Here is a 25995-nt window from a genome sequence, read left to right as displayed (position 1 = left end):
AATCATAAAAATGATTCCAGTTTGGAATACTTTGTTACTTGCCGATCTGAACGGGAAAACATCAGCCTATGGACGTCCGTACCTTACGCTATTTTGTCGAAGTGGTTCGCCAGCAAAGCTTCACCCGCGCGGCGGAAAAGCTGTTTGTCACCCAGCCGACAATCAGCAAAATGCTGCGTCATCTGGAAGAAGAACTGGAATGCACGCTGATCGTTCGTGAAGGACGGCGTTTGCGTCTGACCGACAGTGGTCAGGCGTTGTATCAGCGCGGGCTGAATATCCTCGAAGAATTCCGCCAGCTGGAAGCCGAACTCGAAGACATTAACTCGCTTAAATCGGGTCATCTGCGACTGGGCATTCCCCCGATGGTGGGGACGCAAATCGCGCCACTGATCGGCAGTTTCCGCCAGCAATATCCGGGCATCGAACTGATAATTTCCGAATTTGGCGGCCTGACCGTGCAACAGGCGGTGATCTCCGGCGAGCTGGATCTGGCGCTGACCGCCCTGCCCGCCGATGCGGTGCCATCCATCGCCTCAATGTTGTTGTTCAGCCATCCGCTGTGCGTGGTAGTGCCGCGCACGCCGCACTGGCAGAACCGCACGCGCGTCGGGTTTAGCGATCTGGCTGACGAAAGCATTCTGATTTATAACGAAGATTTTGCGCTGTATCGCCAGCTGATGGATGCGTTTTCCGCTCACGGATTCACGCCAAAAATTGCCGCACGCAGCGGCCAGTGGGATTTCCTGGCGGCGATGGTACAAACCGGCATGGGCGTGGCGATTTTGCCGGAACCTGTCTGCCAGCGACTGGATAAAAACGCGCTGATGTGGCTGCCGCTGGATCCGCTGATGCCCTGGCAACTCGGGCTTATCTGGCATGAGGGCAGTTATCTTTCGCACAGTGCGCAGGCGTGGATCACGCTGTGTCGGGATTACTGGAAACCGGCGCAATACGGATAAAAATGAAAAAACCCGCTCAAGGCGGGTTTTTTTATCACTATTACTTATCTGCTCAGGCCCAGGCCTTCATCGCTGTCGTAAGTGTTAGCGCAATTATCGGCAATTAAAGCGCGACAACGTTTACTGCTGACGGACCTTTCGCGCCGTTCTCGATAGAGAACTCCACTTTTTGGCCTTCGTCTAAGGTTTTAAAATCGCTGCTCTGAATGGCGGAGAAGTGTACGAACACGTCCTTGCTACCGTCTTCAGGAGTGATGAAGCCGAAGCCTTTTTCAGGGTTAAACCATTTTACTAAACCAGTCATTTTGTTAGACATAGATACTTCCTTTCATTTTTTTGAGCCGCTTATGCAGCAAAGATGGCCTGTTTTGCAGAGTTTTACTTATTGGGCACTTAGGAGGAGGCTCATGAAGAAGGGGTATCTAGGATAACGCTTGAAATGAGGACTGCTTTACTAAAACTGCTTTCATAAGGTCTGTGTTCCAAACCGATGCGATCATAATAGGCCTGGTTTGATTTTTTAAGCAAGGATTAATTTTTGATGAATAATTAAGCAGATGGCGGCGAAGCACTAATAGAGGGGGAGGATAGAGGAAAATTCATTGTGATGCATAAACAATAAAAGCCCTGACCATTGCAGTCAGGGCTTTTAAGGTACTACGAACTTAAGATTTAACATTAATGGACTTACTGATTATTACTGCTCATGGTACTGCTTTTAAATGCACACGTTCATTAAGATAATATCGGGTTAATACTAACTAAAACCTCCCTCTATTTCCCGTTTAAACTACACCACTCTGATAATACAACTCGAGAATGGCACCTTAAACAAGTACATTTCCCCTCGCGACATATATTTTTGATGCATGGCCTTACTTTCGTTGCGATGACTTAACCAAAAAATCCTAAAACCCATATCGCAAACAATCACTCTTTGTATCATGGCCTTACATCGTCGCGCTAACGTCACTACTTTGCGATTTGATATATCAACTACAGAGCCTTAAAGCATTGCCGATTTAAGATTTTAAACTTCTCTTAACATCGGACATCCCATACAAAAACACTTCGTGGCCTTTATCGCAAATAACACTTTACACATATCCAAAACTAATCAACTCCAACAGCAAACTTCTATAACGCCGCTGTTGATGGCTAATTTACGGATTTTTAAAAAAGTGTCAATACTGTTTTTAATAACATGTTTTAATACACATGTTTTAATACACATGTTATTAAAAACAGCATGCGTTAATCGTCGCGCTTTAAGATGTTGCTTATTCCTTTATCCGTGGGATGCGCCATTGAAGCTAATGGCGCAGGCAGGCCACGAAGTTTCACAAGGACAGGTGATGGCCCGCTTGCTAAAGCGGGCTTTTTACACTCATCTGGCGGACGTTATACTTCTTTTTCCACGAGGAGAGCTTCCAGCAAATCGAGGTCGTGCAGCAGTTTTTGCAGCGTCTCGTTGCTGATTTTCTGCGTCGCACGCAGATGATACAGCTCACCACGTTCAGCGCGCAGTGCGGTCAGACGGAAGCGGCGCTCGAGGTTTTCCAGCTTCAGCGCGGTTTCCATATCATCGCGGTTGGCCGTACGCCGCCGCAGCGTACCGATAACGCGCGAGCTGATTTCCTTCAGCGTCTGCTCATCAATGTTTTCTTCGGTATCCGCCGCCAGACGCTCTTCCATCTTATGCAGGCTTTCTATCGCCACTTCCGCCGCAATGGATTTCGCCATGCGTTCTTCTTCGCGATAAGCAGTACCATCCGCTACCACCACGCCTTTGAGCAGGAACGGCAAGGCAATCACACCGGCAATCAGCGAGAACAGAATGACGCCGGTCGCCAGGAACACCAGCTGATAGCGTGACGGGAACGCCGAACCATCGGCGAGGAATAATGGAATCGACAGCACACCGGCCAGCGTAATCGCCCCGCGCACACCGGCAAAAGACGCCACCCACAATTCACGCGTACTGTAGCTGCCAAACAGCAACGGTTTCTTTTTCAGGAAACGGTTGCTGAAATTCTTCATCACCCACAGCCAGACAAAACGCAGGATCAGCAGCGCAAAATAGATAATCCCGACGTCAGCAAACAGATGCCACGTTACGATTGAAGGGTCATGCGTCGCCTGATCAATCGAATTTTCCAGAATACCCGGCAATTGCAGGCCCAGCATGATGAACACCATACCGTTGAACACGAACTCCAGCATCGCCCAGACACTGTTCGCACGCAGGCGCATCGCCAGCGGCGCGTTACGGATAATGCCCGACTGGCTGATGGTCATACCGGCAGCCACCGCGGCCAGAATGCCGGAAACGCCGATGTGTTCGGCAATCAGATACGATGCGAACGGCAACAACAGCAGGAAGACGATTTGCGTTGCCGGGTCATCACCGCTCCAGCGGCTCATCAGGCGCAGCGATTTACTGTACAGCCAGGTCACCGCCACACCGGCCATCAGACCGCCGATTGCCACTTTCAGGAACTCAACGCTCGCGCCACCGACGGTAAAGATCATCGTCCCCATCGCCACAGCAATAGCGAATTTCAGGGATACCAGGCCGGATGCGTCATTCATCAGCGCTTCACCTTCCAGCACGCCCATGATCGACTTCGGAATACGCCCCTTCCCGACAATCCCGCCTAACGCCACGGCATCGGTCGGTGACAGCACCGCAGCCAGCGCAAAGGCGGCAACCAATGGAATATCCGGCACCATCATATAAATCAGATAACCGATACCGACGACGGTGAGTAATACCAGCACCAGCGCCAGCCCGAGAATTTCGCGACCGTGGTGGAGGAATTCACGGGTCGGGGTTTTCCAGCCATCGGCAAACAGCAATGGCGGGATGAACAGAACGAGAAACAGTTCCGGATCGAAGTCCACATGCAGGCCAAAATTGGGCCACGCCAGCAAAGCACCGACGAGAATCTGCATTAATGGAAGAGGAACCTGAAACGGCAACATTCTGGTGACGATACCGGAGAGCGACACCACCAGAATCAAAATCAGAATGGTAAAGAATATTTCCATGCTTTCCTTAGACTCTTGTTTTTATGAATTTCAGCCGGACGCAGGTGAGTGAGTCCGGAGCGAACCTTGGAATAGTAGATCAAAATGGGATGAGATTTAAATCAGTGCGTGCTTAAACTCAAGGTCAACACCGCGGGCTCGCCGCCCACACTGGCCCAAAGGGTTTTAAACGAAACCCTTTGGAATCCTGCGTTTTTAAACTGCTCGCTATCGCAGGTATGACGGACATGTTCTGGCACATCTGCGGGTGGCGCAAAATGTCATCGCTACGCGATTCCCGAATTTCAGGATTCGAGCCCCAAGTCTCGAACCATTCATTCAGTGCCATTTTTGAGCTCGCCAATAAACTTATCTAAAAGATAAAAACAGTCTGCCGTTGATTTTAAGATCGTGCGGGCGTTTCAGAAATCTTGCCGAACGGAGCGGCCTGAAGATCCAGGGCTTCAGGACCGAGAGAGGGAACCGCTCAGCGGCAAGATTTCCAGCCTGTCGCAGCGGTTGCTGAAACATAACCAGCAAGCGGAGCGCTTGTTGAAAAAAGCGAGGGGAGTTCAGAGGGGAAAAGCCTTTCCCCTCTGGTCGGTTTCGGCGCAGCGCGTTAAGCGATCACCGCAGGTGAGAAACCGAAATTTTCTCGGTCGGCCTGCCGGTGCAACCGGCCAAAGCCGCCTGATGCCCGGCCAGGCATTAAATCGCCCATCCACCCGCATAAAACACCACGAGCGCTACGGCGATAATCACCGTACCCAGGTTTAGTTTCCGCCATTCGCCGGAGAAAATACGGCCAATCACCAGCGAGCTGAAACCGAGCATGATGCCTGTGACGATATTACAGGTCAGCACGATGAACACCGCGCACAGCAGGCCGGACATGGCATCCACAAAATCGTTGAAATCCAGCTTGGTGACGTTGCTGAGCATCAGCAGACCGACGTACATCAGCGCCGGTGCGGTAGCGTAAGCCGGCACCAGATAAGACAGCGGCGACAGGAACAACATCAGCAGGAACAGTACGCCGACCACCGTCGCGGTCAGGCCGGTTTTGCCGCCCGCCGCCGTACCGGCTGCCGATTCGATGTAAACCGCCGCGGGTGATGCGCCGACCAGTGACGCAAAAATGCTGCTCACAGAGTCAGCCGTCAGGGCTTTGCCGCCGCTGATGATCTGGCCGTTTTCATCCAGCAGGTTCGCCTGACCGGCGACCGCGCGGATGGTGCCGGTGGCATCAAATACCGCTGTCATGACCAGCGCCAGAACGCTTGGCAATACTGCGGCTTTCAGTGCGCCCATGATGTCGAGGTCGAAAATCACTGATTTGCCGTCAGCGCCTGCCAGAGAAGGCATCGCGAACAAACCTTGATATTTAACGGCAGGATCGAAAATCAGACCAATAATGGAAATCGCGATAATCACCAGCAAAATGCCTCCGGGAACGCGCAGTTTCTCAAGGCCGAAAATCACCGCCAGTCCGAGCAGCGTCATGATCACCGGGAAAGAAGTGAACGCGCCCAGTGCGACAGGTAAGCCGTCCAGCGGATTTTTCACCACCAGGCCGACACCGTTGGCCGCGATCAGCAACAGGAACAGGCCGATGCCGATGCCGGTACCGTGCGCAACGCCGACCGGCAGATTGCGCAATATCCACGAACGGATGCCGGTCACCGAGATAATGGTGAACAATACCCCCATCAGGAATACCGCGCCGAGGGCAACCGGTACGCTGATGTGCTGGCCGAGCACCAGACTAAAGGCGGTAAAGGCAGTCAGAGAAATAGCGCAACCAATGGCCAGCGGCAGATTTGCCCACAGCCCCATCAGCAACGAGCCAAAACCGGCCACCAGACAGGTCGCGACAAACACGGCGCTTGGCGAAAAGCCTGCTTTACCGAGCATTGACGGCACAACGATGACCGAATACACCATCGCCAGAAACGTTGTTAAGCCAGCGATCACTTCCTGGCGGACATTACTGCCACGCGCACTGATTTTGAAAAAAGCATCAAACGGGCCCTTTGGCGCAACAGCGCTGCCCGTCTGAGTGTGTTGACTCGACATGGAAAATCCTCTGAATGTCTCTACTTATTAGCCGGCGTGGTCATTATGAAACCGTTTCTGCACGTTCACTTCCTTATTTGTCGCCTGAAATCGCCAAAACAGGCGTCAGAACGGCAAAGCAAACGTTTAACTCGCATCGCGTATGGCGGGACAAAAATTAACGCAAACGATTATCCGGCCTTTACCACTCCCATTTCAACTCCGTTCGCCGACAATTTACCGTTGTCTGGTCAATAAAAACGCGGTTGTGTTGTAAATTTATCCGTCTGACGGTTTGCTGTGCGGTATCGGTTGCGCGCGGTTCATCTTCCAGGATACCGAAAGGGCAAATCAGGGTGACTGCCACATGACAAGACGCAACAGAGCGGAGGGGAAATAACATGACATTTATTAAGGGTTATTTTTTGATGGCGCTGATTGCGCAAATTACCGGCCACGAATAAACATCCCTAAATATAAAAAGGGAGAACGTTCCGGCGACGAAAATGCCCGAACGTTTTCCTTAAAATTTATCGGCCACTTAAAAATAACTAACGCAGGATATTCAAAGGGCCGCCCGTTTCCAGTGCCCGCTGATAAGCCGGTCTGGCTGTGACATTAGAAAGCCATGCATTTATATGTGGGTATTTTCCAAGACCGGTACGGGCACTGACGGCTTCAATTGGGAAACTCATCTGAATGTCGGCGGCACTGAACTGGTAACCGGCAAAATAAGGATGGGTGGTCAGATGCTGCTCGAGATAATCCAGGTGAGTATAAATCTGCTTATCGAGATAGTTTTTCTGCACGCCCTGCCCGATGGCACTGCCGATCGGGCGGATCAGCCACGGCATTGGCGGCTTACCTAAGCGGCCGAAAATAAGCTTCATGACCAGCAACGGCATCAGCGAACCTTCTGCATAATGCATCCAGTAGCGGTACTGCTGACGCTCGGCGAACGCCGACGGTTTAAGCGTGCCAGCCGCATCATAAACTTCCTGCAAATATTCGATAATGGCGCCGGATTCCGCAAGGATCAGGCCGTTGTCTTCAAGTACCGGTGATTTGCCTAAAGGATGGATTTTCTTAAGCGATGCAGGTGCCAGCATCGTTTCGGCATCCCGCTGATATCGTTGTACTTCATAGGGGACACTCAATTCTTCGAGCATCCATAAGATTCGCTGTGATCGGGAATTATCTAAATGATGAACTGTTAACATAAATGTCTTCTGCCCTTGGGTATTTAATTATTTGTTAACTATAGACAACGCTTTCAATGCCCGTATCACAATCGTTTTAAAAACCCTGGTATTTATCCGGATTAATACCGCGAAAATCTTTTTATTTGATTAAAATCACTTACGGATTAATCTTAATTACACGAAAAAAATTATCGTAACTTCATTCGCCTTTAATAAATCTTAATGCCATTATCGCCGGATAAAAATCAGCCCGTCGCTTTCGACTCTATGTTTGTGGAGCCTTACATGTTTTCCAGTAATTACAACAATGTGCTTGTGATGTTTTCGTTCATTGTTGCAATGCTTGCCTCTTATACCGCGCTTGATATGGCTGGCCGGGTTGCCACCACGGAGGGAAGGGCTTCCCGACTTTGGTTAATTGGTGGCGCTATTGCAATGGGCATCGGTATCTGGTCGATGCATTTCATCGGCATGCTGGCCTTTAATTCTTCTATGCCAATGGGTTACGACCCGGTTATTACGCTGCTTTCCATGCTGATCGCGATTATCTCTTCGGCGTTTGCGCTCTGGCTGGTCTGCCTGCAAGAGTTGCCTGTCCGGCGTTTGCTGGCCGGCGCGTTGCTGATGGGCGGCGGTATTGCAGCCATGCATTACACCGGCATGTCAGCGATGCTGATGATGCCGCCGATTGTTTATGACTTCCGCTGGGTCACATTATCCGTCGTGGTGGCGATTGTCGCCTCCGGTGCGGCGCTGTGGATGGCGTTCCATCTGCGCCAGCAGTCGCCGAATGTGCGTCTGTTGCGCATCAGTGCCGCCGTTGTCATGGGCACGGCGATTGTCGGTATGCACTATATCGGCATGGCTGCCGCCGAATTCCCGATGGACAGCCACAGCATGGCGGCGTTCAGTGGCGTGGATAACAACTGGCTGGCGCTGCTGGTGATTGTGGTGACGCTGGCCATTCTGGCGATCACGCTGATTATTTCCATTCTTGATGGCCGGATGCAGGCACGCACGTCGATTCTGGCATCGTCGCTGGCGCAGGCTAACCGCGAGCTGACTCAGCTGGCGCTGCATGACAATCTGACCCGTCTGCCGAACCGCCTGTTGCTGGAAGACCGCCTCAGTCAGGCGTTTCAGAAAGCCTCGCGGGGAGAATCTCAGTTTGCGGTACTGTTTTTAGATCTCGACGGATTCAAGGCCGTTAACGATGCTTTCGGGCATCACATCGGCGATCAGCTGTTAATTTCTGTCACCGAACGGCTGAAATCTCAGCTGCGCGCGGCAGACACGCTGGCCCGTCTGGGCGGCGATGAATTTGTCCTGCTGGTGGAAATCGCCGAGCCGACGGATGCGTCTCAGTTAGCCGATAAACTGGTGCATATGATCGCCCGTCCGTTTTACGTCTCCCGTTACGAGCTGCTGGTTTCCGCCAGCGTCGGTATCGCGGTGTATCCGGGCGACGGCGAAAATGAACGCGAGCTGATGCTTAATGCCGATGCGGCGATGTATCACACCAAAAACTCCGGCCGCAACGGGCACAGCTTCTTCCAGCCTTCGATGAATGCCAACGCGCAAAACCAGCTACAGATGCTCAATGATTTGCGCCTCGCTATCGAACACCACGAACTGCGTCTGCACTATCAGCCGAAATTTATCGCGCCTTACGGGCCGGTGAGTGGTTTTGAGGCGCTGCTGCGCTGGGAACGTGACGGTATCACCCTGAGCCCAGACGTGTTCCTGCCACTGGCGGAAAAAACCGGGCTGATTATCCCGATGGGCGAATGGGTGCTCAATGAAGCCTGCCGCCAGTTGCGCGAATGGCATCTGGAAGGACACACCTCCTGGACGGTGGCGGTCAATCTTTCCACGCTGCAATTTGAACAGTCGAATCTGGTCGAAATGGTGATTGAGACGATTGAACGCCATCAGATCCCACCGGAAATGCTGACGCTGGAAGTCACCGAAACCACCGCAATGCGCAATCCGGACGTCAGCGTGGAAATTCTGGAGCGGCTGACCCGGTTTGGCGTGAAGGCCTCAATTGACGATTTCGGTACCGGCTATTCCAGCCTGCTGTACCTCAAGCGTCTGCCAGCCAGCGAACTGAAAATCGACGGGGCATTTATTAATGACCTGATCGCGGGCAGCGAAGACGCCAGCATTGTTTCGGCGATCATCGCTCTCGGCCAAACCCTCAATCTGAAAGTGGTAGCCGAAGGCGTGGAAACGACCCAGCAGCAGGATTTCCTGACGCAACTGGGCTGCGACACGTTACAGGGCTATCTGCTCGGGCGTCCGATGACACCGCAACAGATTGCCCAACATCCCGCTACCGACTGGGAACCGCAGCTCACCATCAAACAGAAAGCGTAATGACTCCCTGCTTTCGCTGTGCGGGATAAGCGCGCAGCGAAAGCAATTCAACGCATTTATTTCGGTTTACTTCGGTTCAAAGTCCGGCCATAACGGCGCAATGTCAGACATCAGATTCGGCGTTCCGGCCGCCACTGACATATGCCGGTAATTGTCGCTACCGTCCGGCGCTTTCGCGAATTTCACCACGGTTTGCAGTCCGGCTTCCTGGCAAAGCACAGCGCCACCGGCAATGTCCCACAGTGTCGTGCGGCGTTGCAGATGTCCGTCGATAATGCCTTTAGCGGCAAACACCATGCCGATGGTCGTACAGCGATAGCAATGCACCGACCAGTCAGCGGCGCGGAGCCCCTGATAAAATGCCGACGCTTCCGCCAGCTTATCGTCAGAACTGTCACCGAGGGAAACCACTTGCACATCGCCAAAACGGTCATCACGGCGAAAAGGCTTACCGTTATGGAAAATCCCCTTTCCGGATTCTGCGGCAAACAGATCGTTTAATACCGGCAGCGCGACAATGCCCATCACCGGCTTTTTGTTCTCCACCAGCCCGAGCGACACCCCCCACAGCGGCGAACCGCGCAAAAAATTCGACGTGCCGTCAATGGGGTCGATCACCCAGCAAGGTGCCTCTGTCAGCACGCCGCCGAGCTCCTCACCGATAATGGCGTCTTGCGGGAAATGTTCTGCCAGCTGACCACGGATAAACTTCTCGACCGCCACATCCGCCTCTGAAACGAAATCCTGCGTGCGTTTGCTGCTGACCTCAATGGTGTCCCGGCGGTTAAAAAAGCTCAGCGCCAGCTCAGCCGCCTGTGCCGCAATTTGGCTGGCCATCGTCAGACGGAGGGACATCGTCGTGTTGATCATCATAAATCCTGAATATTCAGTCTGAAGGAGAAAAGTCATTGCCATAGAATGCACCAGAACCGATGAATAAAAAATGACAACCTGACGCTTGCTTAAACAGCGCAAAACACTCTATATCTGTGTGCTTAACTTTTCTGCTTTTCGCCGGAGATTTGCATGCCTGATGCCGCCCACCTGATCCCCTTTATACTGATTTGCCTCGGACTGGTGTTAACGCCCGGCCCGAACATGATCTACCTGATTTCGCGTTCACTGTGTCAGGGGCCAAAGGCAGGCCTGATCTCACTCGGGGGAGTGGTGCTGGGCTTTCTGTTTTATATGCTGTTCGCCGCGCTGGGTATTACTGCGCTGCTCATGGCGGTGCCGTTCGCCTATGACACCCTGCGCATCGGCGGCGCAGCGTATCTGCTGTATATGGCATGGCAGGCGGTAAAACCTGGCGGCCGCTCGCCGTTTCAGGTTAAAGACCTGCCACGCGACAGCAATAAAAAACTCTTCAGCATGGGGCTGGTGACCAGCCTGCTGAATCCGAAAGTGGCAGTCCTGTACCTGACGTTACTGCCGCAGTTTCTCGTGCCGGGTCAGGGTCATGTACTGACGCAGTCGCTGATCCTGGGCTGCTCGCAAATACTGATCAGTGCGACCGTTAACGCGCTGATCGCCCTGTCAGCCGGTTATATCGCCATCTTCCTCGCGGGGCGCCCTTTGTGGATGGTGCTTCAGCGCTGGTTCATGGGCGCGGTTCTGGGCGGGCTGGCGGTGCGTATGCTGCTCGACGGTCGTAAATAGCGTTGAGTTTATAAAAACTGTCCGTTGTCACCGATCATATTCACTTAGCGGCCAACGCTATATAATCCTCTGCACAACGAAACCAGAGGATTTATCCGTGCGCGCATTATCATCCCGCTTTTTACCTTCGGTCGCCCTGCTCGGGCTTGCCCTGAGCTTTGCCTCCCCTTCCGCTTTGGCCTCTCGCCAGATAACTGACCAGCTGGGCCGTCAGGTCACGATCCCCAATCAAGTGGACCGCGTGGTTGTTCTTCAACATCAGACCCTGAATCTGCTGGTTCAGCTCGATGCCACTAAAGACATCGTCGGCGTGCTGAATAACTGGCAGAAACAGCTGGGCAGCGGTTATGTGCGTCTCGCACCAGAGCTTGCAAAAACGCCGGAAGTGGGCGACCTGACCAGCGTAAATCTGGAAAGCGTGGTAGCGCTGCATCCGCAGGTGGTTTTTGTCACCAACTACGCGCCGCAGGAAATGATCGACCAGATCAGCCAGGCCGGTATTGCGGTAGTCGCGATTTCACTGCGTGATGATCCCAAAGGCGAAGAACACAAAATGAATCCGGTGCTGCCTGATGAAGATAAGGCGTACAGCGAAGGGTTAAGGAAAGGCATCGCGCTGATTGGTGAAGTGGTTAATCACCAGAAACAGGCTCAGGAATTGATCGACTATACTTTTTCAGAGCGCCAGCTGGCCGCCGGGCGTCTCAAAGACATTCCGCCTGAACAGCGGATCCGCACGTACATGGCAAATCCAGACCTGACCACTTACGGCTCCGGTAAATATACCGGGCTGATGATGTCACATGCCGGTGCGATGAACGTGGCCGCCGCCACCGTGAAAGGGTTCAAACAGGTGGCGATGGAACAGGTGATCGCCTGGGATCCGCAGGTCATATTCGTGCAGGACAGATATCCGGAAGTGGTCGGGCAGATCAACAGTGATCCGCAATGGCAAAGTATTGATGCCGTTAAAAATCATCGTGTTTATCTGATGCCGGAATACGCCAAAGCCTGGGGCTACCCGATGCCCGAAGCGCTGGCGATCGGTGAACTGTGGATGGCGAAAAAACTGTATCCGCAAAAATTCGCAGACATCGATATGCAAAAACAGGCAGACGCGTATTACCAGCGCTTCTACCGGACGGATTTTAAACCCGCGGCAGACGCGGCGCGCGCGGGGAAATAACCTCATCCCCGGCGTTTATTGTTGAGGTAATGTGACAAGGAGACCTGATGACAAATTCAATCAAAGTGCTGGCCGCAGGTAGCCTGCGCCGGGCATGGCAACCGTTGTGTGAAGCCTTTACTCAAGAAACCGGCACGAAAGTGAATGCACAGTTCGGCCCTGCCGGGCTTTTACGTGAGCGCATCGAGCAGGGAGAAAAAGTCGACCTGTTTGCTAGTGCCAATACGTCGCACCCGCTGGCGTTACAGCAGCATGGTAAAGCGCTGTCAGTGGACAATTTTTGCGGCAACAGCCTGTGTGTGACTGCGCGAAAAGTGCCGGAACTGGAAACGCTCAGCTGGCTGAAGGTATTACTCGATTCGCGTTTCCGGCTGGCGACATCTACGCCAAAAAGTGATCCCTCCGGCGACTATACCTGGCAGATGTTTGAAAATATTGAGCGTCGCCATCCGGGGGCCGGAGAAACCTTGCGCAATAAGGCCTTACGGCTGGTGGGCGGTGAGAAATCAGCCAAAGTGCCGGAAGGGAAACTGGCGGCGGAATGGCTGATTTGCAGCGGACAAGCCGATGTGTTTATCGGCTATACCAGTTATGCCACGCTGCTGCGGGAGAATGACGAGCTGGAAGTTTTCAACGTTCCGGCAGATTACAATGTCCGCGCCATCTACGCGCTGGCCACCTGCACCGAAAAAGGGAAACCGCTGGCAGAATTTATTCTTTCAGAAACCGGCCAGCATATTTTGCAGAACGCCGGTTTTTGCGGAAAGCATTCGGTGATGCCGGAATAAAGACTTAATGATCTAAATCGCGTTCCTTCATTGCCCGCTGACGATCATAATACTCATCTTCGGCGGCAATGATTTCATCGAGCAGTGAATCCACGTCCGCTTTATGCGTATCTTCGGCAAACAAGCCGGTCAGCGGTGATTCCGGTGTCAGTTTGCCGTCTTCGTACAATGCCCAAATTTCTTTGGCATAGCGCGTTGCCAGCAACTGCGGTGCGAACTGACTGTAGTACTCCGTCATGTTATTCACATCGCGCTCAAACATCGATTCGGCATGGTTATTGGCAGCGGCATCGACGGCCTGCGGCAGGTCGATAATCACCGGCCCGTCGGCATCCATCAGCACGTTAAATTCTGACAAATCCCCGTGAACGATACCGGCACAAAGCATGCGCACGATATTGCGGATCATGGTTGCGAAATCTGCGACGGCTTCTTCTTCACTCAGGATGACATCACTGAGGCGCGGTGCGACCACACCATCGGCATCGGTGATAAGCTCCATCAGCAGCACGCCATCGAGACAAATGTAGGGCTGCGGTACGCGCACACCGGCATTTGCCAGACGAAACAGTGCATCGACTTCCGCCGTTTGCCAGGACTCCTCCTGCTGTTTACGTCCGAATTTAGTGCCCTTTTGCATCGCACGCGCGTTGCGGCTGTTACGCACCTTTCGGCCTTCCTGATACTGCACGGCCTGTTTGAAGCTACGTTGCGTTGCTTCCTTATAAACTTTGGCACAACGGATCTCTTCACCGCATAAAACGGTGTACACGTCGGCCTCTTTGCCACTTTTCAGTCGACGGACCACATCATCAATCAGGCCGTCATCCACCAGAGGTTGGATTCTATTTGGGATTTTCATGCAGCCTTGTACCTTATTTCAGCGCATGAGGGAATGACCTGCGCAATATTCCCTTCATTACACACCAGACACGCCGTTCGCGTCATCCTTTCTTAATCCTTATCGCTTACTGCTTTCAGGGGTACAGTTTAACGCAGTGGCGATAGAGTGGATACTTTCTGCACACAGGTTATTGTCATTCTGCGTAAAAAAGAAGACTCCCGGTGTCGGTGTTTCCCCCCTGCGCACCGCCGCTGTAAATTTGACTTAAATAATTACTTCTCGCCTGATAATTATTTCTCACTGTAAATAAGTTCTGCCAGTTATTATATTTTAATGTCACCGGAACTTTTTCCGTGATTTGAGCTTTCCGTACTGTTTAGTCTTCGTTTATTAAGGTCAGGAAACGGTATACGCTCCGTTTAGAATGGTGGTGGTACTGTGCCGGTAATTTCCCGTTGCAGGTTGTCTATTATGAACACTCTATTAATTACCGGCGCCACTGGTTTTGTTGGCGGAGCTGTTGTTGAATATTTTCTGCGTCAGCAATTAACCACCAAAAACAAATTACTACTTTTAGTCAGGGCTGACGATAATGCGACGGGACTCGCCAGAATTATCGATAATTTAAAGAAATTTGAACTCAGTGATGAACAGCTTTCCGCGCTGAGCGAACAGTCAATATTAACCGGTGATTTAGCTGAGCCGGCAAGTTTTATTCTGGATCCGCGTTTAGATAATGTCACCCATGTCATTAACTGTGCCGCCATTGCTTCATTCGGTAATAATCCGGCCATGTGGCGGGTGAATGTTGAAGGCTCGCTGGTCTTTGCCAAACGCATGGCGCAGGTCAGAGGGCTGCAAAGATTTGTGCATGTCGGCACGGCGATGGCCTCCATGCCGGATAAAGACAGCGTATTCTATGAAGGCATGCCGGATAACGAGCAGAACGAAGACCTGGTGCAATACACCGCATCCAAACGCGCCATCGAAAACCGGGTGCGTACAGAATGCCCGTCACTGCCGTTTGTCGTCGCACGTCCGTCGATTATCGTCGGTCACACCCAGCACGGCTGCCAGCCTTCGAGCAGCATTTTCTGGGTGTTTATGATGGCGATAAAACTGAAGAAATTTACCTGTACGCTCGACGATCAGGTGGATGTTATTCCGGTAGATTATTGCGCAATGGTACTGGCCAAATTATGTCTGGCGACCGAGCTCAGCCATAATTTCTATCATATTTCTTCCGGTGAGGAAATGTGTACGCCATTCCATGAAATTGATACATCCGTGGCGAAAGCAAATAACGCCCCGCGTATTATCAGTGAATATGAGCAGATCAGTTACCAGGACTTCACCGGCATCCGTAAACAATTTAAAGATGTGCTTGGCCCGTGTAATGACAAAATCATTTTACGCGCCATTAAACTTTACGGCGGCTTTGCACAATTAAATGTGAAATTTGATAACTCACGCTTATTGAATATGGGCATTCCTAAACCCACTGCTTTTAAAAGTTATATTGATAAGTGTGTAACCTCTACGCGGGGACAATCAATCAGTGAACTGATGCGGGTGGATTTTAAATAATCCCAACGGCAGTTAAATATTAGAAATATATTTAGACAACATGACGCAGCACGGGACATTGCTGCGTCATATTTTTGCTGCCAGTTCTTATACCAGACCATTACGACCATACTGACGAAAACCTTCGCGCTGATTCAGCCGGTCATAGTACGCCGTCACTGCCGGTAACGCCGGACGGGGCATCGGCGTCATCGACCAGCGGTTCACCGCCAGCCCGAGCGGAATATCTGCCAGGGTGAAATTATCCCCCAGTATATAATCGCCGCTGCGCTGCAGCTGTTCTTCCAGCATCTGCATATGACGGTTCCATTCGCTGACACCGGCATCAATCAGTGCCGGATCCTGATGTTGCGGACTGTTGCGCGCCAGCGCCGGAAACGCATAGCGCCAGGCGTTATTCAGCTCACCGGCCTGCCAGTCCATCCACTGTTCCGTCAGCGCACGACGTTTCGGATCGGATGACAGCAAATCCTCACGCCCTTCCCGCGCCGCCAGATAGCGGCAAATCACGTTGGATTCCCACAGGACGAATTCGCCGTCGAGCACCACTGGCACCATCGCATTCGGATTCAGCGCTGTAAATTCCTCTGTCTGCGTAGACTGAAAACCTGCGCCAAACTGCTCCTGCTCGTAATCCAGCCCCAGTTCGTCGCAGGTCCACAACACTTTGCGCACATTGATCGACGGTGATTTACCCAGAATCTTCAGCATGATGTCCCCTATTAAGTGCTGCACAAATGGCCTGTCACGACGGACGAACAAAAATCCGTGTGGCTGAGCCGTGATAGGTGGTATCGGTTTTGGCCACGAAACCACATTTTTCCGCCAGACGAACAGAAGCCTGATGCGCCGGTTCAATAATGCAGCATAGCTGACAGTCCAGATTTGTTTCAGCCCAGCGGATCACCGCCTGTGCGGCTTCAGAGGCATAACCTTTGCCGTGGAACGCCGGTGAAACCACCCAGCCCATTTCTGCCATACCATGGAGCGATGGCGTGATGTCGCGCTGATATTCTGCCAGACCGATTTCACCGACAAACGCGCCTTCTGCACCCTCCGTTTTTTCGAACACAATCCAGTAACCGAAACCGAGCATCTGCCAGTGGCCGGGATAACGCAGCAGGCGACTCCAGCTGGCTTCGCGGCTCGACGGTGTACCGCCGATATATTTCACCACTGCCGGATCGGCCCATTGCGCAGCAATATGTTCAAAATCATCCATGTGATGGGCGCGTAATATCAGGCGTTCGGTTTCAATAACAGGTGCTTGGGTCAGCATAGTTTTCTCTGAATAAAGTGAGTTTCCATTAACTTAGCACTGGAATTACACGGACCGGAAGAGGGGTTTTAACGGGAAATGAAAATCAGACGATAATGCCGCCGCGCAGCGCTGACGGCGTCATACCACGGACGGATTTAAAACGGTTACTGAAATGGCTGGTGGAACTGAATCCGCACTCCAGTGCGATAGACGTGATGTCCATCTGGCTGGTTTTCAGCAGATTTTCCGCGCGGATCAGCCGGGCATTCATCACGTACTGATGCGGCGCCATGCCCATACTTTGCTTGAACATGCGGGCAAAATGGAATTCGCTGAGTTGTGCCAGCGCGGCCAGTTCCGGCAGCAATAAAGATTCTGCCAGATGAGTGTGAATGTAATCTTTTACGCGATTGAGAATATGCGGCGCCAGCCCACCGCGCATCGTCGGCAGCGCCCATTGCAGATGGGTGTAATTTTTGACCAGATGCGCCAGCAGCAGATTAGCCGCGCTGCTCAGCATCAGCTGATTGCTGTTTTCCTGCCATTGACTGCTGAGTAAAAAGTGGCGATACAACAGCGTAATCTGCGAGTCTTCTTTGAACGTGCGTTCTTCCAGATCAATTGCCGCCGGGCTGCGATCCCAGGTCTGTTCGACCAGATGACGCAGATGCTCATCGGAACAATACAGATGCACAAACGACAAATCGTCGCGCACGTCCCAGCTCGACATGCTGCCTTTGGGCATCAGACAAAAACGATCCGGCCCGCCGCCATTGCGCCAGCCGCCACGGGTTTTGTGATAACACTCGTAACCGTCGGCAACGTACAGACTCAGCGTATGGTGATCGGCGCTTTCCTGATTCACGATGTCATTTTTATTCGACCACGACGCCAGCTGTATACCGCAACCCAGCTCCACACTGTCATGCAGAACCGCTTTATGCTGACGCAGCGTTTCGAAAGCCTGATAAACCTTAGTCATGGCATGTCCGTGTGGAGAAAAGAAGTGATTCAGTTTACGGTTTTTCCCCGCCACAGAGCCAGATCAAGCTGTGCCGGTGAACGAAAAAATGCGCAAGAATATGCAACTCAGCGCAAGTCGTTGAAAGCCTGCAATCCCCCCTTCCGGCAGACTTCTCTCAGCCATTACTTTTTTTGCGTGAGAGAAACCGATGAACGCTTTGCTTTATATTTTGGTCATTATTATCTGGGGCACCACCTGGTTCGCCATTTACCTGCAACAGGGCGACGTGCCGGTGACGGTGTCGATTTTTTACCGTTTCCTGCTGGCGGCGGTGATTATGCTGGTGGCATTGCTGGCAACACGCCGGTTGCGCCGTCTGGCGCTGAAAGACCACCTGTTCTGCATGGTTCAGGGCTGCTGCGTTTTTTGCTTCAATTTTTACTGTTTTTATCACGCGGCGGCTTACATCACCAGCGGGCTGGAATCGGTGATTTTCTCTATGGCCGTGCTGTTTAATGCCTTCAACGGCATGCTGTTTTTCCGCCAGAAACTGGCACCGGCGGTTATTCCGGCCTCCATTCTCGGGCTGGCAGGAATTATCACCCTTTTCTGGCATGATCTCAGCGCCGCACATATCGCGCCGGAACTGCTGAAAGGCATCGGTCTGAGCCTGCTCGGCACCTACGGTTTCTCACTCGGCAATATGATCAGCGCCCGCCATCAGCATCACGGGCTGGATGTGCTTTCCACTAATACTTACGCGATGTTTTACGGCACCGCAGTGATGGGCGCACTGAGTCTGGTGCAGGGCGCTTCTTTCGCCATTGACCTGACGTCGCAATATCTTGGCTCGCTGGTTTATCTTTGCGTATTTGGCTCGGTACTGGCATTCGGGATTTACTTCACGCTGGTCGGGCGTATCGGTGCCAGTCAGGCCGCCTACAGCACGCTGCTTTTCCCGCTGGTCGCACTGACGGTTTCCACTTTTTATGAAGGTTACCAGTGGCACGCTAATGCGGTCATCGGGCTGGCACTGATCCTGCTGGGGAATCTGGTGATGTTCTGCCGCCCGTCGTGGCTGGAGATGTTACGCAGAAAGACAGCAACGACGTAAAGCGGGTTACCGGTGCGTACAAAAAATCGCTCGACAGACCGGCTCCTCGTGTTGCATACCTTAAAGGCCGCATCCTGAGAGATGCGGCCTTCAGAAAATAACGAGGAAAATAAAATGCCTTTTGTACGTATTGATATGGTCGAAGGAAAACCCGAAACCTACCGCAAAACCGTCGGCGATGTGGTCTATGACGCGATGTGCTCTACGCTGAACGTACCGGAAAACGACAAGTTTATTGTCATCTCCGAACACTCTCCGGCAGAAATGATGATTTCGCCGGACTATCTGGATATCCAGCGCAGCCCTAACTGCATCGTGATTCAGATAACCCTCAACACGGGCCGCACGACAGACATGAAAAAAGCTTTCTACCACGCCGTGGCCTACGGACTGCACGAAAAAGTCGGCTTACGCTTAGAAGACGTCTTCATCAGCCTGGTCGAAGTACCGAAAGAAAACTGGTCTTTCGGCAACGGCGAAGCGCAGTACGCGTGATCATAACCGATTAAATAATCCCGCCATTCGCCTTCAGCGTCTGGCCGTTGACCCATGCGCCATCGGGACCGGCGAGGAACGCGACGACGGAGGCGATATCTTCCGGCTGACCGAGGCGTTCAAGCGGAGAAGTTTTGGCGATGGTTTCGACCAGCTGATCCGATTTGCCGTTGAGGAATAAATCCGTGGCTGTCGGGCCGGGTGCCACGGTATTAACGGTTATCTGACGGCCGCGCATTTCTTTGGTCAGCACGCGGCTCAGCGCCTCGACAGCGGCTTTGGTCGCGGCATACACGCCATACGTCGGCTGATATAAACCGACGACAGTCGATGAGAAGTTGATGATCCGCCCGCCATTGTGCAGATGTTTCGCCGCTTCACGCAGCGTGTTGAAGGTGCCTTTCAGGTTGATGTCGATGAGGCGATCAAATGCCGCATCGTCGGTGTCGGCAATCGCCGAAAGCGTCATAATGCCCGCGTTATTCACCAGCACATCCACGCCGCCAAACGCCTGTTCCGCGCTGGCAAACATCCGGCTGACCGCCGCTGCATCACTGACATCCGCCTGCGCGCTGATAGCCCTGCCGCCTGCCTGTTCGATTTTACTGACCACCGCGTCGGCTTCTGCTGCACCGCGTGAATAGTTCACAATCACGGTAAACCCGTCGCGCGCCAGACGCTCTGCAATGGCTGCGCCAATACCACGTGATGCGCCGGTGACCAGCGCGACTTTCTGTCTGGATGAAGTCATGATGTGTTTCCTTTTTTCAGTGATGAGGATTTGTTGTCGATGAAGAAAGAGTAGCCGATTGACGCTGCCGGATAATTCCCTGATATTCGTTATCACTATCCGGAAAAAGCGAACAATCATCATGGATAAACTCGACAGCATGCAGCTGTTCACCCGCGTGGTGGAATTGCGCAGTTTTACGCAGGCCGCCCAGGCGCTGAACCTGAAACGTTCGACCGTCACTGACGCGATAAAGCAGCTGGAAACGCGGCTGAACATCCGGCTTTTGCAACGCACCACCCGTCACGTCAGCCCGACGCTGGATGGCGAAGCCTATTACCAGCGCTGTCTGCGCATTCTGGCGGATGTGGAAGATGCCGAAATGGCCTTTGCCGGTGCGCAGCCTAAAGGGCTGTTACGGGTGGATGTGCACGGCTCGATGGCGCGGCATTTTCTGCTGCCCGGTCTGCCGGATTTTCTGGCGCAGTATCCCGACATTGAGTTTTACATGAGTGAAGGCGACCGGCTGGTGGATCTGGTGCGCGAAGGAATAGACTGCGTGATCCGCGCCGGAGAGTTGAAAGACAGCGATATGGTGGCGCGTGCGCTCGGCACTCTGCCCGAAATTACCTGTGCCAGCCCGGAGTATCTCCGGCGTTTCGGCACACCCGCAACGCCGGAAAGTCTGGCCGGTCACCGGATGATTGGTTTTCGTTCCAGTGCCACCGGCGGCCTGTTGCCACTGGTTTTTCAGTCGCAGGGCAAAACGCGTGAAATTATGCTGCCGACAAGTTTATCGGTCAACGGTGCGGAAAGCATGAAAGAAGCGGCGCGGCGCGGAATGGGCATTATTCAGGTGCCGCATTACGGTCTGCTGGAGGATCTGGCACAGGGAAGTCTGGTGCAAATTCTGGCGGATTTCCCGGCCGGTTCGCTGCCGGTTTCGCTGCTCTACCCGCGTAACCGTCAGCTTTCGCCACGCGTACGGGTATTCATCGACTGGATAGTGAAAGAGTTTGCGCGACGGGATCCGCATCCGCTTACAGCGTGACGCCCTGCTGGCGCAGTTGGCCGATATCCTGCAACGGCGGCGCACCAAATGAGCGGCGGTATTCACGGTTAAACTGCGACGGGCTTTCATAACCGACCCTGAACGCTGCCGTCGCCGCGTCGATATTACCGCTCAGCAACAGGCGGCGCGCTTCGAGCAGGCGGATTTGTTTCTGGTATTGCAGCGGGCTCATCACCGTCAGCGCTTTAAAACGGTGATGCAGATTGGAAACGCTCATGCCGACCGTTTTCGCCAGTTCGTCCATGCGCAGCGGATGAGCGAAATTAGCTTTGATCCACTGGATCGCCTCACTGACGCCCTTGCCCTGATAATACGACAGCAGATGCTGATAAAAATGACCACCTTCCGGCGCGGTGATCAGCCGGTAAAAAATCTCTTTTTTCACCAGTTGTCCGAGCGCCTGCAAGTCCTGCGGAATATCCAGCATCGTCACCAGCCGTAAAAATGCATCTGCCAGATAATCATCCGATTTCGCCACATAGGTCGCGCTGCCGGATTTAGGGATCAGCCGCTGATCGAGCTGCATGTCGATCATCAGATCCGCCATTTCTTTCAGATCCAGATCGATACGGATCCCCAGATACGGATGATCCTCTGATGCCTGCGTCACCTGCCCCGAAACCGGCATGTCGATGGCGGAAAGCAGATAACTGCCCGCGCCGTATTCCACCACCTCAGTGCCGATCAAAACCTTTTTCTTCCCCTGTAAAATCAGGCACATCGACGGTTCCAGCATGCCTTTATTGAGCGCGGTCGGATGAGTGAAACGGATAAATGACAGCCACGGCAGTGCCGTCGGACAGGAATTTTCTTCCGGCTGCAGGGCGGAAAAAGCGCGCAAAACGCGCGCGCTCAGGGAAATCATGGACGTATCTGACTTCATGGCGTCTCACTCATCGTCGATCAGGGTCTTCGGTTCAAGATACGCTTCCAGCCCGTAAGTACCAAATTCGCGCCCTAAACCGGACTGCTTGAAACCGCCAAACGGCGCATCCGGCGCGTCATACATGCCGTTAACGAACACCCTTCCGGCAACAATCTGCGCCGCGACTTCCCGCGCCTGCTGGCGGTTTTCCCCGCTGACATACGCCTGCAAGCCGTACACCGTATCGTTGGCCATCCGCACCGCTTCTTCGACAGTGCGGTAAGTCAGCACCGAAAGTACCGGCCCGAAAATCTCCTCGCGGGCGATGGTCATATCAGGCGTGACGTTCACGAACACCGTCGGTTTGACGAAATAACCGCGGTCTACTCCCTCCGGCCTTCCTTCACCGCCACACAGCAGCTGCGCCCCTTCTTCAATACCGAGACGAATATAATTCTGCACGCGGGCGTACTGTTTTGCCGTCACCAGCGGGCCGATTTGGATATCTGCCTGCGTCGGGTCACCAACTTTCACATTTGCCACCGCTTGCAACAGATGCGTTTTCACTTCCTCCAGCCGTTCCTGCGGCACCAGCAGACGTGTTCCGGCGATACATGCCTGACCGTTGTTCATGGTACCGACCGCCAGCGCCAGCGGAATGGCTTTCGCGAGGTCGGCATCCGGCAGCAGAATATTGGGCGACTTGCCGCCGAGTTCCAGCGTGACGCGTTTCAGGGTATCTACCGCGTCGCGGGCAATGGTTTTGCCGACCAGCGTCGAACCGGTAAACGAGATTTTAGCGATATCCGGATGACGGGTCATTTCCGCCCCCACCACATCGCCGCGACCGGTGACGATATTAAATATGCCTGCCGGTAATCCTGCGGCGTGCAGGCATTCGGTCAGCAGTTGCGTTTGTCCCGCGCTCAGTTCGCTGGGCTTAATCACCACCGTACTGCCCGCCGCCAGCGCGGTTGCCATTTTATTGCAGATGAAACCGTAATTCGCATTCCACGGCGTAATCAGCCCGACTACGCCCAGCGGCTCCATCACCACTTTTGCCCGGCCAATCTGGCGCACAAAGTCATATTCATTGAGCAGTTTTATCGCCTGCAAAAATGCGCCGGAAGACCGCGCCACCGTGCCCTGCACCATTGCCAGCGAGCCGCCGTATTCTGCACTCATTACCGCTTCCAGCTCATCCGCCCGCGCCAGTACGGCATCGTGCAGTTGCTGTAAATACTGGATGCGCTGCGTTTTTGAGGTGCGCGAAAAGGTTACGTATGCGGCCTTAGCGGCGGCAATTGCCTGGCGGGTATCCGTTTCATCAGCCAGACGAACCTGCGCCGCGACCTGTTCGGTCACAGGATTAATCAGGTCCATCACTTCATTGCCGTGCGGGGTGACGAATTCGCCATTAATATAGATTTGATTAATCTGTTTCATGAAAGCCTCCGGTGAATGAGCTTTCATGCTAAGACTTGTATGCAAATCTCAGATAGACCAATACTGTGCAAGGATTGCCTGATCCTGCTGTCGGGGAATAAATCAGAACGCTAATGATTGGGAGAAACCGATGACCACACCTGCTGTATTGCTGCATATCGGCAGCGAAGAAACGCGGGTTATCGTCCGAAATGATGATAACGAAGATAAAAATTTGCTCCTGACACTGGGCTCACAGCTGACGTCCGTCGGCTATTTCCGCCATTCGCCGCCGACGCCGGATGAAATGGAAACCACCATTATGGTGGTCGAGGACGAAGTGATCCGCATCCGGCATGACATTCCACCGGGCGCCAGATTATTCAGCACCGATAATGATATCCGCGCGCTGGCCCGCATTGCCGGTGAAGCGGAAAACGAAGTGATGACGCTGTCGCTCGACGCCGTAGAGCGCACTTTCGACCGGCTGGCGCTGGTGATAAATGGCCGTCCCGCACATTTCGAAGGCATTCCCGACGGCAATGATTTCGCCGCCACTTTACTGATTTTGCGCGAGTTTATGCATCATCTGCAATTTGATGAAATCACGTTGAAAGGCACGAAATTTGAGATGTGAACCCGCCATAAAACCCTAAAAAAACAGCCTCGGCAGAGGCTGTTTTGGTTTCATCTGCGCTTATTAAGACCGGCTTTTCAGCTGCGCAGGATCAGATTTCATCAGCACCAGAGGGCTGAGATCCGGCAGGGTCTGATGATTGAGATAATCCCGGAATGACATCCGCGGCGCGTTATTTTCCCAGGCCGATTGCAGCTGACCAAGCAGATCAGTGGTTTTCGACACGGATTCCGGCGTGGTGGTATCGGACTCCAGCGCGCCTTTCACATATTTCTGAATATGCGTTAAGTGGCTGGCCGACTGATCGACCGACGCACTGACCAGCGCCCCTTTGTGATACTGCACGGAGGTAGTGCTTTCCGACTTATCATCAATCTGATAATACAGGTAATTCTGCGAGTTACGGTCACTGGTCAGGTTGAGCTGCAGACCCGGCGTCAGCGACTGATGATAGCTGGCGACCAGATGTGACTGCTGCTTCTGCGTGATGTTGCGATCCTGCGTACCGGTGCCGGTAATCGTGCTGGCCTGTGAAAGCTGATAGGAGAACATATCAGTTTCGTCCGGACGCATCGGATTGGTGGAATCTACCGGCGTCTGCGAGACTGACGCCGTGAAATCCGCCAGCCCGGTCATCATGTTTTTATCGGTTTTGGTCAGCGAGAAATACACCGGTTCAGAACCACGGCTTTTGTACGTTGTTGCCGTATCGCCGTAATTGCTGTTCAGCGCGGTAAAGGCATCTTTAAACATCGCCATCAGCGAATCATCGGCATTGCCACGACTGCCTGCGCTGTTGATCTGCTTCAGATAACTGTTCAGCGCCTGTTTCTGCTGGATATCCGTGCCCAGGAGCGCGCGCTTGCTCATGTCGACGCTGATATCCACCGTGCCCGTAACACCGGTTGATTTCACCGAGCGCGTACTGGCATCAGCATGAAAATCCAGCGTCTGGGTGTTGGTGGTGCCAAGCGTGGCGTGTAAATCCACCGACGACAACACCGAGGTGTCGAATTTTGTCAGGCCACTCAGATCCAGCTTTGGCGGCTGCGCCGTCAGGCCATCGATCGCTTTCTGAAAACCTTCTGCCAGCCCGGCCAGTGCTTTGCGATCGGCATCGCTGAGCGTGCCTTTACTGACATTCACCTGCACGCCGAGACCGTCATCATCACTGCCGAGCGTAATATCCACCAGCGCGCCGCTGGCCGTTTTAATGCTCAGGCTTATCTGGTTATCGGCTTTGGTATGCAGCTGAGTTTGAGCGGCAACGTTGCCTGCCGAACTGGCTGATTGAGCGGAAGTTTGTTTCATCACCGATTGCGAATAACTGCTGCTGTCGGTGGTAAAACGCTCAAGCAGTGCCGCGCCGAGCCCGGTAAAACGCGCTGCATTACCGGCGTTACTGAAATTCGACGCGAGCTTTGAAGACATCAGGTCGCTGGAAGAACGTTCCCAGACCAGTGCCGGTTTGGTGATGTTATAGACCGGCGACGGGGTGTCGGTCTGGCCGATCATCACCGCGGTGGATTGCGCCGTCGTCGCTTGCTGCTGACTGGCGGCAGAGGTGACTACCGTCAGTGATTTTGTCGCCGTAACCCGCGTATTGAGCGCCTGATTACCTGTCGCAGAGATAACTGTCATCCTGATGAGTCCCTATGTTTTTGCGTCATAGCGCCAGTGGATACCTTGATCCTTCTGATGCTATTTTCGGCAAAAACACAGGAAACTTTAAGGAGTTGT

General features: G+C 53.1%; 23 protein-coding genes. 10 read left to right on the top strand and 13 right to left on the bottom strand.

From position 1 onward, the window contains the following. Nucleotides 1-68 precede the first annotated feature (68 nt). A complete protein-coding gene (locus D6C13_RS03935) occupies nt 69-962 on the top strand; it encodes a LysR family transcriptional regulator (protein ID WP_120131532.1) in 894 nt (297 codons plus the stop codon). A gap of 103 nt (nt 963-1065) precedes the next feature. Here D6C13_RS03935 and cspE read toward each other — a convergent pair whose 3' ends face one another. From cspE to D6C13_RS03915, 4 genes are all read right to left on the bottom strand, one after another. Next, on the bottom strand, nt 1066-1278 hold the full coding sequence (gene cspE, locus D6C13_RS03930) for a transcription antiterminator/RNA stability regulator CspE (protein ID WP_120131531.1): 213 nt from the start codon (nt 1276-1278) through the stop codon (nt 1066-1068). Nucleotides 1279-2363: 1085 nt separating this feature from the next. Further along, nucleotides 2364-4013, bottom strand: a complete 1650-nt coding sequence (locus tag D6C13_RS03925; RefSeq protein ID WP_120131530.1) for a Na+/H+ antiporter — start codon at nt 4011-4013, stop codon at nt 2364-2366. 687 nt (nt 4014-4700) lie between these two features. Then, entirely contained in the window at nt 4701-6068 is a 1368-nt protein-coding gene (locus tag D6C13_RS03920) for an NCS2 family permease (protein WP_120131529.1), read from the bottom strand. Between the two features lie 530 nt (nt 6069-6598). Then, on the bottom strand, nt 6599-7267 hold the full coding sequence (locus D6C13_RS03915; protein WP_120131528.1) for a glutathione S-transferase family protein: 669 nt from the start codon (nt 7265-7267) through the stop codon (nt 6599-6601). Between the two features lie 267 nt (nt 7268-7534). Here D6C13_RS03915 and D6C13_RS03910 point away from each other — a divergent pair, with 267 nt between their 5' ends. Then, nucleotides 7535-9628 (top strand): putative bifunctional diguanylate cyclase/phosphodiesterase, encoded by a 2094-nt coding sequence (locus D6C13_RS03910; RefSeq protein ID WP_120131527.1) that lies wholly within the window; start codon nt 7535-7537, stop codon nt 9626-9628. Nucleotides 9629-9694: 66 nt separating this feature from the next. Here D6C13_RS03910 and D6C13_RS03905 read toward each other — a convergent pair whose 3' ends face one another. Continuing rightward, nucleotides 9695-10498: an inositol monophosphatase family protein gene (locus D6C13_RS03905; RefSeq protein WP_120131526.1), complete on the bottom strand. Its 804-nt coding sequence runs from the start codon at nt 10496-10498 to the stop codon at nt 9695-9697. 156 nt (nt 10499-10654) lie between these two features. On the opposite strand from D6C13_RS03905, the gene D6C13_RS03900 reads away from it, so the two are divergent. From D6C13_RS03900 to modA, 3 genes are all read left to right on the top strand, one after another. Then, a complete protein-coding gene (locus tag D6C13_RS03900; protein WP_120131525.1) occupies nt 10655-11287 on the top strand; it encodes a LysE family translocator in 633 nt (210 codons plus the stop codon). 97 nt (nt 11288-11384) lie between these two features. Beyond that, nucleotides 11385-12473, top strand: coding sequence for an ABC transporter substrate-binding protein (locus tag D6C13_RS03895; RefSeq protein WP_120131524.1), 1089 nt, complete (start codon nt 11385-11387; stop codon nt 12471-12473). 47 nt (nt 12474-12520) lie between these two features. Beyond that, on the top strand, nt 12521-13261 hold the full coding sequence (gene modA, locus D6C13_RS03890; RefSeq protein WP_120131523.1) for a molybdate ABC transporter substrate-binding protein: 741 nt from the start codon (nt 12521-12523) through the stop codon (nt 13259-13261). A gap of 4 nt (nt 13262-13265) precedes the next feature. Here the strand turns inward: modA and D6C13_RS03885 are convergent, their stop codons facing one another. Next, nucleotides 13266-14123, bottom strand: a complete 858-nt coding sequence (locus D6C13_RS03885; protein ID WP_120131522.1) for a PA4780 family RIO1-like protein kinase — start codon at nt 14121-14123, stop codon at nt 13266-13268. A 453-nt stretch (nt 14124-14576) separates the two neighbouring features. On the opposite strand from D6C13_RS03885, the gene D6C13_RS03880 reads away from it, so the two are divergent. Next, nucleotides 14577-15692: an SDR family oxidoreductase gene (locus D6C13_RS03880; protein ID WP_120131521.1), complete on the top strand. Its 1116-nt coding sequence runs from the start codon at nt 14577-14579 to the stop codon at nt 15690-15692. A gap of 87 nt (nt 15693-15779) precedes the next feature. On the opposite strand, the gene D6C13_RS03875 is transcribed toward D6C13_RS03880, so the two are convergent. From D6C13_RS03875 to D6C13_RS03865, 3 genes are all read right to left on the bottom strand, one after another. Continuing rightward, nucleotides 15780-16403: a glutathione S-transferase family protein gene (locus D6C13_RS03875; RefSeq protein ID WP_120131520.1), complete on the bottom strand. Its 624-nt coding sequence runs from the start codon at nt 16401-16403 to the stop codon at nt 15780-15782. Nucleotides 16404-16437: 34 nt separating this feature from the next. Continuing rightward, a complete protein-coding gene (locus tag D6C13_RS03870; protein WP_120131519.1) occupies nt 16438-16971 on the bottom strand; it encodes a GNAT family N-acetyltransferase in 534 nt (177 codons plus the stop codon). A gap of 85 nt (nt 16972-17056) precedes the next feature. Further along, the gene (locus D6C13_RS03865) at nt 17057-17935 is read right to left on the bottom strand and encodes an AraC family transcriptional regulator (RefSeq protein WP_120131518.1); all 879 of its coding nucleotides are present in this window, start codon (nt 17933-17935) and stop codon (nt 17057-17059) included. A 190-nt stretch (nt 17936-18125) separates the two neighbouring features. Here D6C13_RS03865 and D6C13_RS03860 point away from each other — a divergent pair, with 190 nt between their 5' ends. After that, complete coding sequence (locus tag D6C13_RS03860) at nt 18126-19031, top strand: DMT family transporter (RefSeq protein WP_120131517.1); 906 nt, start codon at nt 18126-18128, stop codon at nt 19029-19031. Nucleotides 19032-19145: 114 nt separating this feature from the next. Beyond that, the gene (locus tag D6C13_RS03855; RefSeq protein ID WP_120131516.1) at nt 19146-19526 is read left to right on the top strand and encodes a tautomerase family protein; all 381 of its coding nucleotides are present in this window, start codon (nt 19146-19148) and stop codon (nt 19524-19526) included. Between the two features lie 10 nt (nt 19527-19536). Here the strand turns inward: D6C13_RS03855 and D6C13_RS03850 are convergent, their stop codons facing one another. After that, nucleotides 19537-20277: an SDR family oxidoreductase gene (locus D6C13_RS03850; protein ID WP_120131515.1), complete on the bottom strand. Its 741-nt coding sequence runs from the start codon at nt 20275-20277 to the stop codon at nt 19537-19539. 121 nt (nt 20278-20398) lie between these two features. Here D6C13_RS03850 and D6C13_RS03845 point away from each other — a divergent pair, with 121 nt between their 5' ends. Further along, entirely contained in the window at nt 20399-21307 is a 909-nt protein-coding gene (locus D6C13_RS03845) for a LysR family transcriptional regulator (protein ID WP_120131514.1), read from the top strand. Here D6C13_RS03845 and D6C13_RS03840 read toward each other — a convergent pair. Together D6C13_RS03840 and D6C13_RS03835 are read right to left on the bottom strand one after the other, a co-directional pair. Next, the gene (locus tag D6C13_RS03840) at nt 21297-22211 is read right to left on the bottom strand and encodes an AraC family transcriptional regulator (RefSeq protein ID WP_120131513.1); all 915 of its coding nucleotides are present in this window, start codon (nt 22209-22211) and stop codon (nt 21297-21299) included. The genes D6C13_RS03845 and D6C13_RS03840 overlap by 11 nt on opposite strands. A 6-nt stretch (nt 22212-22217) precedes the next feature. Beyond that, nucleotides 22218-23639, bottom strand: a complete 1422-nt coding sequence (locus D6C13_RS03835; protein WP_120131512.1) for an aldehyde dehydrogenase family protein — start codon at nt 23637-23639, stop codon at nt 22218-22220. A 130-nt stretch (nt 23640-23769) separates the two neighbouring features. Here D6C13_RS03835 and D6C13_RS03830 point away from each other — a divergent pair, with 130 nt between their 5' ends. After that, the gene (locus D6C13_RS03830) at nt 23770-24255 is read left to right on the top strand and encodes a hypothetical protein (RefSeq protein WP_120131511.1); all 486 of its coding nucleotides are present in this window, start codon (nt 23770-23772) and stop codon (nt 24253-24255) included. Between the two features lie 63 nt (nt 24256-24318). On the opposite strand, the gene D6C13_RS03825 is transcribed toward D6C13_RS03830, so the two are convergent. Continuing rightward, the gene (locus tag D6C13_RS03825; protein WP_120131510.1) at nt 24319-25896 is read right to left on the bottom strand and encodes a hypothetical protein; all 1578 of its coding nucleotides are present in this window, start codon (nt 25894-25896) and stop codon (nt 24319-24321) included. Between the last annotated feature and the right edge of the window lie 99 nt (nt 25897-25995).

Source organism: Rahnella woolbedingensis (assembly GCF_003602095.1).
In the GTDB taxonomy this organism is placed as follows: domain Bacteria; phylum Pseudomonadota; class Gammaproteobacteria; order Enterobacterales; family Enterobacteriaceae; genus Rahnella; species Rahnella woolbedingensis.
The sequence above is the reverse complement of the archived record's forward strand: the minus strand, read 5'-3'. Positions and strand labels throughout refer to the sequence as shown.

What these genes read in the sequence shown, in the direction of transcription:
- D6C13_RS03920 (WP_120131529.1), bottom strand. Translation starts at nt 6,068, where the DNA reads ATGTCGAGTCAACACACTCAGACGGGCAGCGCTGTTGCGCCAAAGGGC.
- modA (WP_120131523.1), top strand. Translation starts at nt 12,521, where the DNA reads ATGACAAATTCAATCAAAGTGCTGGCCGCAGGTAGCCTGCGCCGGGCA.
- D6C13_RS03855 (WP_120131516.1), top strand. Translation starts at nt 19,146, where the DNA reads ATGCCTTTTGTACGTATTGATATGGTCGAAGGAAAACCCGAAACCTAC.
- D6C13_RS03885 (WP_120131522.1), bottom strand. Translation starts at nt 14,123, where the DNA reads ATGAAAATCCCAAATAGAATCCAACCTCTGGTGGATGACGGCCTGATT.
- D6C13_RS03915 (WP_120131528.1), bottom strand. Translation starts at nt 7,267, where the DNA reads ATGTTAACAGTTCATCATTTAGATAATTCCCGATCACAGCGAATCTTA.
- D6C13_RS03835 (WP_120131512.1), bottom strand. Translation starts at nt 23,639, where the DNA reads ATGAAACAGATTAATCAAATCTATATTAATGGCGAATTCGTCACCCCG.
- D6C13_RS03870 (WP_120131519.1), bottom strand. Translation starts at nt 16,971, where the DNA reads ATGCTGACCCAAGCACCTGTTATTGAAACCGAACGCCTGATATTACGC.
- D6C13_RS03925 (WP_120131530.1), bottom strand. Translation starts at nt 4,013, where the DNA reads ATGGAAATATTCTTTACCATTCTGATTTTGATTCTGGTGGTGTCGCTC.
- D6C13_RS03880 (WP_120131521.1), top strand. Translation starts at nt 14,577, where the DNA reads ATGAACACTCTATTAATTACCGGCGCCACTGGTTTTGTTGGCGGAGCT.
- D6C13_RS03865 (WP_120131518.1), bottom strand. Translation starts at nt 17,935, where the DNA reads ATGACTAAGGTTTATCAGGCTTTCGAAACGCTGCGTCAGCATAAAGCG.
- cspE (WP_120131531.1), bottom strand. Translation starts at nt 1,278, where the DNA reads ATGTCTAACAAAATGACTGGTTTAGTAAAATGGTTTAACCCTGAAAAA.
- D6C13_RS03840 (WP_120131513.1), bottom strand. Translation starts at nt 22,211, where the DNA reads ATGAAGTCAGATACGTCCATGATTTCCCTGAGCGCGCGCGTTTTGCGC.
- D6C13_RS03860 (WP_120131517.1), top strand. Translation starts at nt 18,126, where the DNA reads ATGAACGCTTTGCTTTATATTTTGGTCATTATTATCTGGGGCACCACC.
- D6C13_RS03850 (WP_120131515.1), bottom strand. Translation starts at nt 20,277, where the DNA reads ATGACTTCATCCAGACAGAAAGTCGCGCTGGTCACCGGCGCATCACGT.
- D6C13_RS03910 (WP_120131527.1), top strand. Translation starts at nt 7,535, where the DNA reads ATGTTTTCCAGTAATTACAACAATGTGCTTGTGATGTTTTCGTTCATT.
- D6C13_RS03825 (WP_120131510.1), bottom strand. Translation starts at nt 25,896, where the DNA reads ATGACAGTTATCTCTGCGACAGGTAATCAGGCGCTCAATACGCGGGTT.
- D6C13_RS03845 (WP_120131514.1), top strand. Translation starts at nt 20,399, where the DNA reads ATGGATAAACTCGACAGCATGCAGCTGTTCACCCGCGTGGTGGAATTG.
- D6C13_RS03905 (WP_120131526.1), bottom strand. Translation starts at nt 10,498, where the DNA reads ATGATCAACACGACGATGTCCCTCCGTCTGACGATGGCCAGCCAAATT.
- D6C13_RS03830 (WP_120131511.1), top strand. Translation starts at nt 23,770, where the DNA reads ATGACCACACCTGCTGTATTGCTGCATATCGGCAGCGAAGAAACGCGG.
- D6C13_RS03935 (WP_120131532.1), top strand. Translation starts at nt 69, where the DNA reads ATGGACGTCCGTACCTTACGCTATTTTGTCGAAGTGGTTCGCCAGCAA.
- D6C13_RS03875 (WP_120131520.1), bottom strand. Translation starts at nt 16,403, where the DNA reads ATGCTGAAGATTCTGGGTAAATCACCGTCGATCAATGTGCGCAAAGTG.
- D6C13_RS03900 (WP_120131525.1), top strand. Translation starts at nt 10,655, where the DNA reads ATGCCTGATGCCGCCCACCTGATCCCCTTTATACTGATTTGCCTCGGA.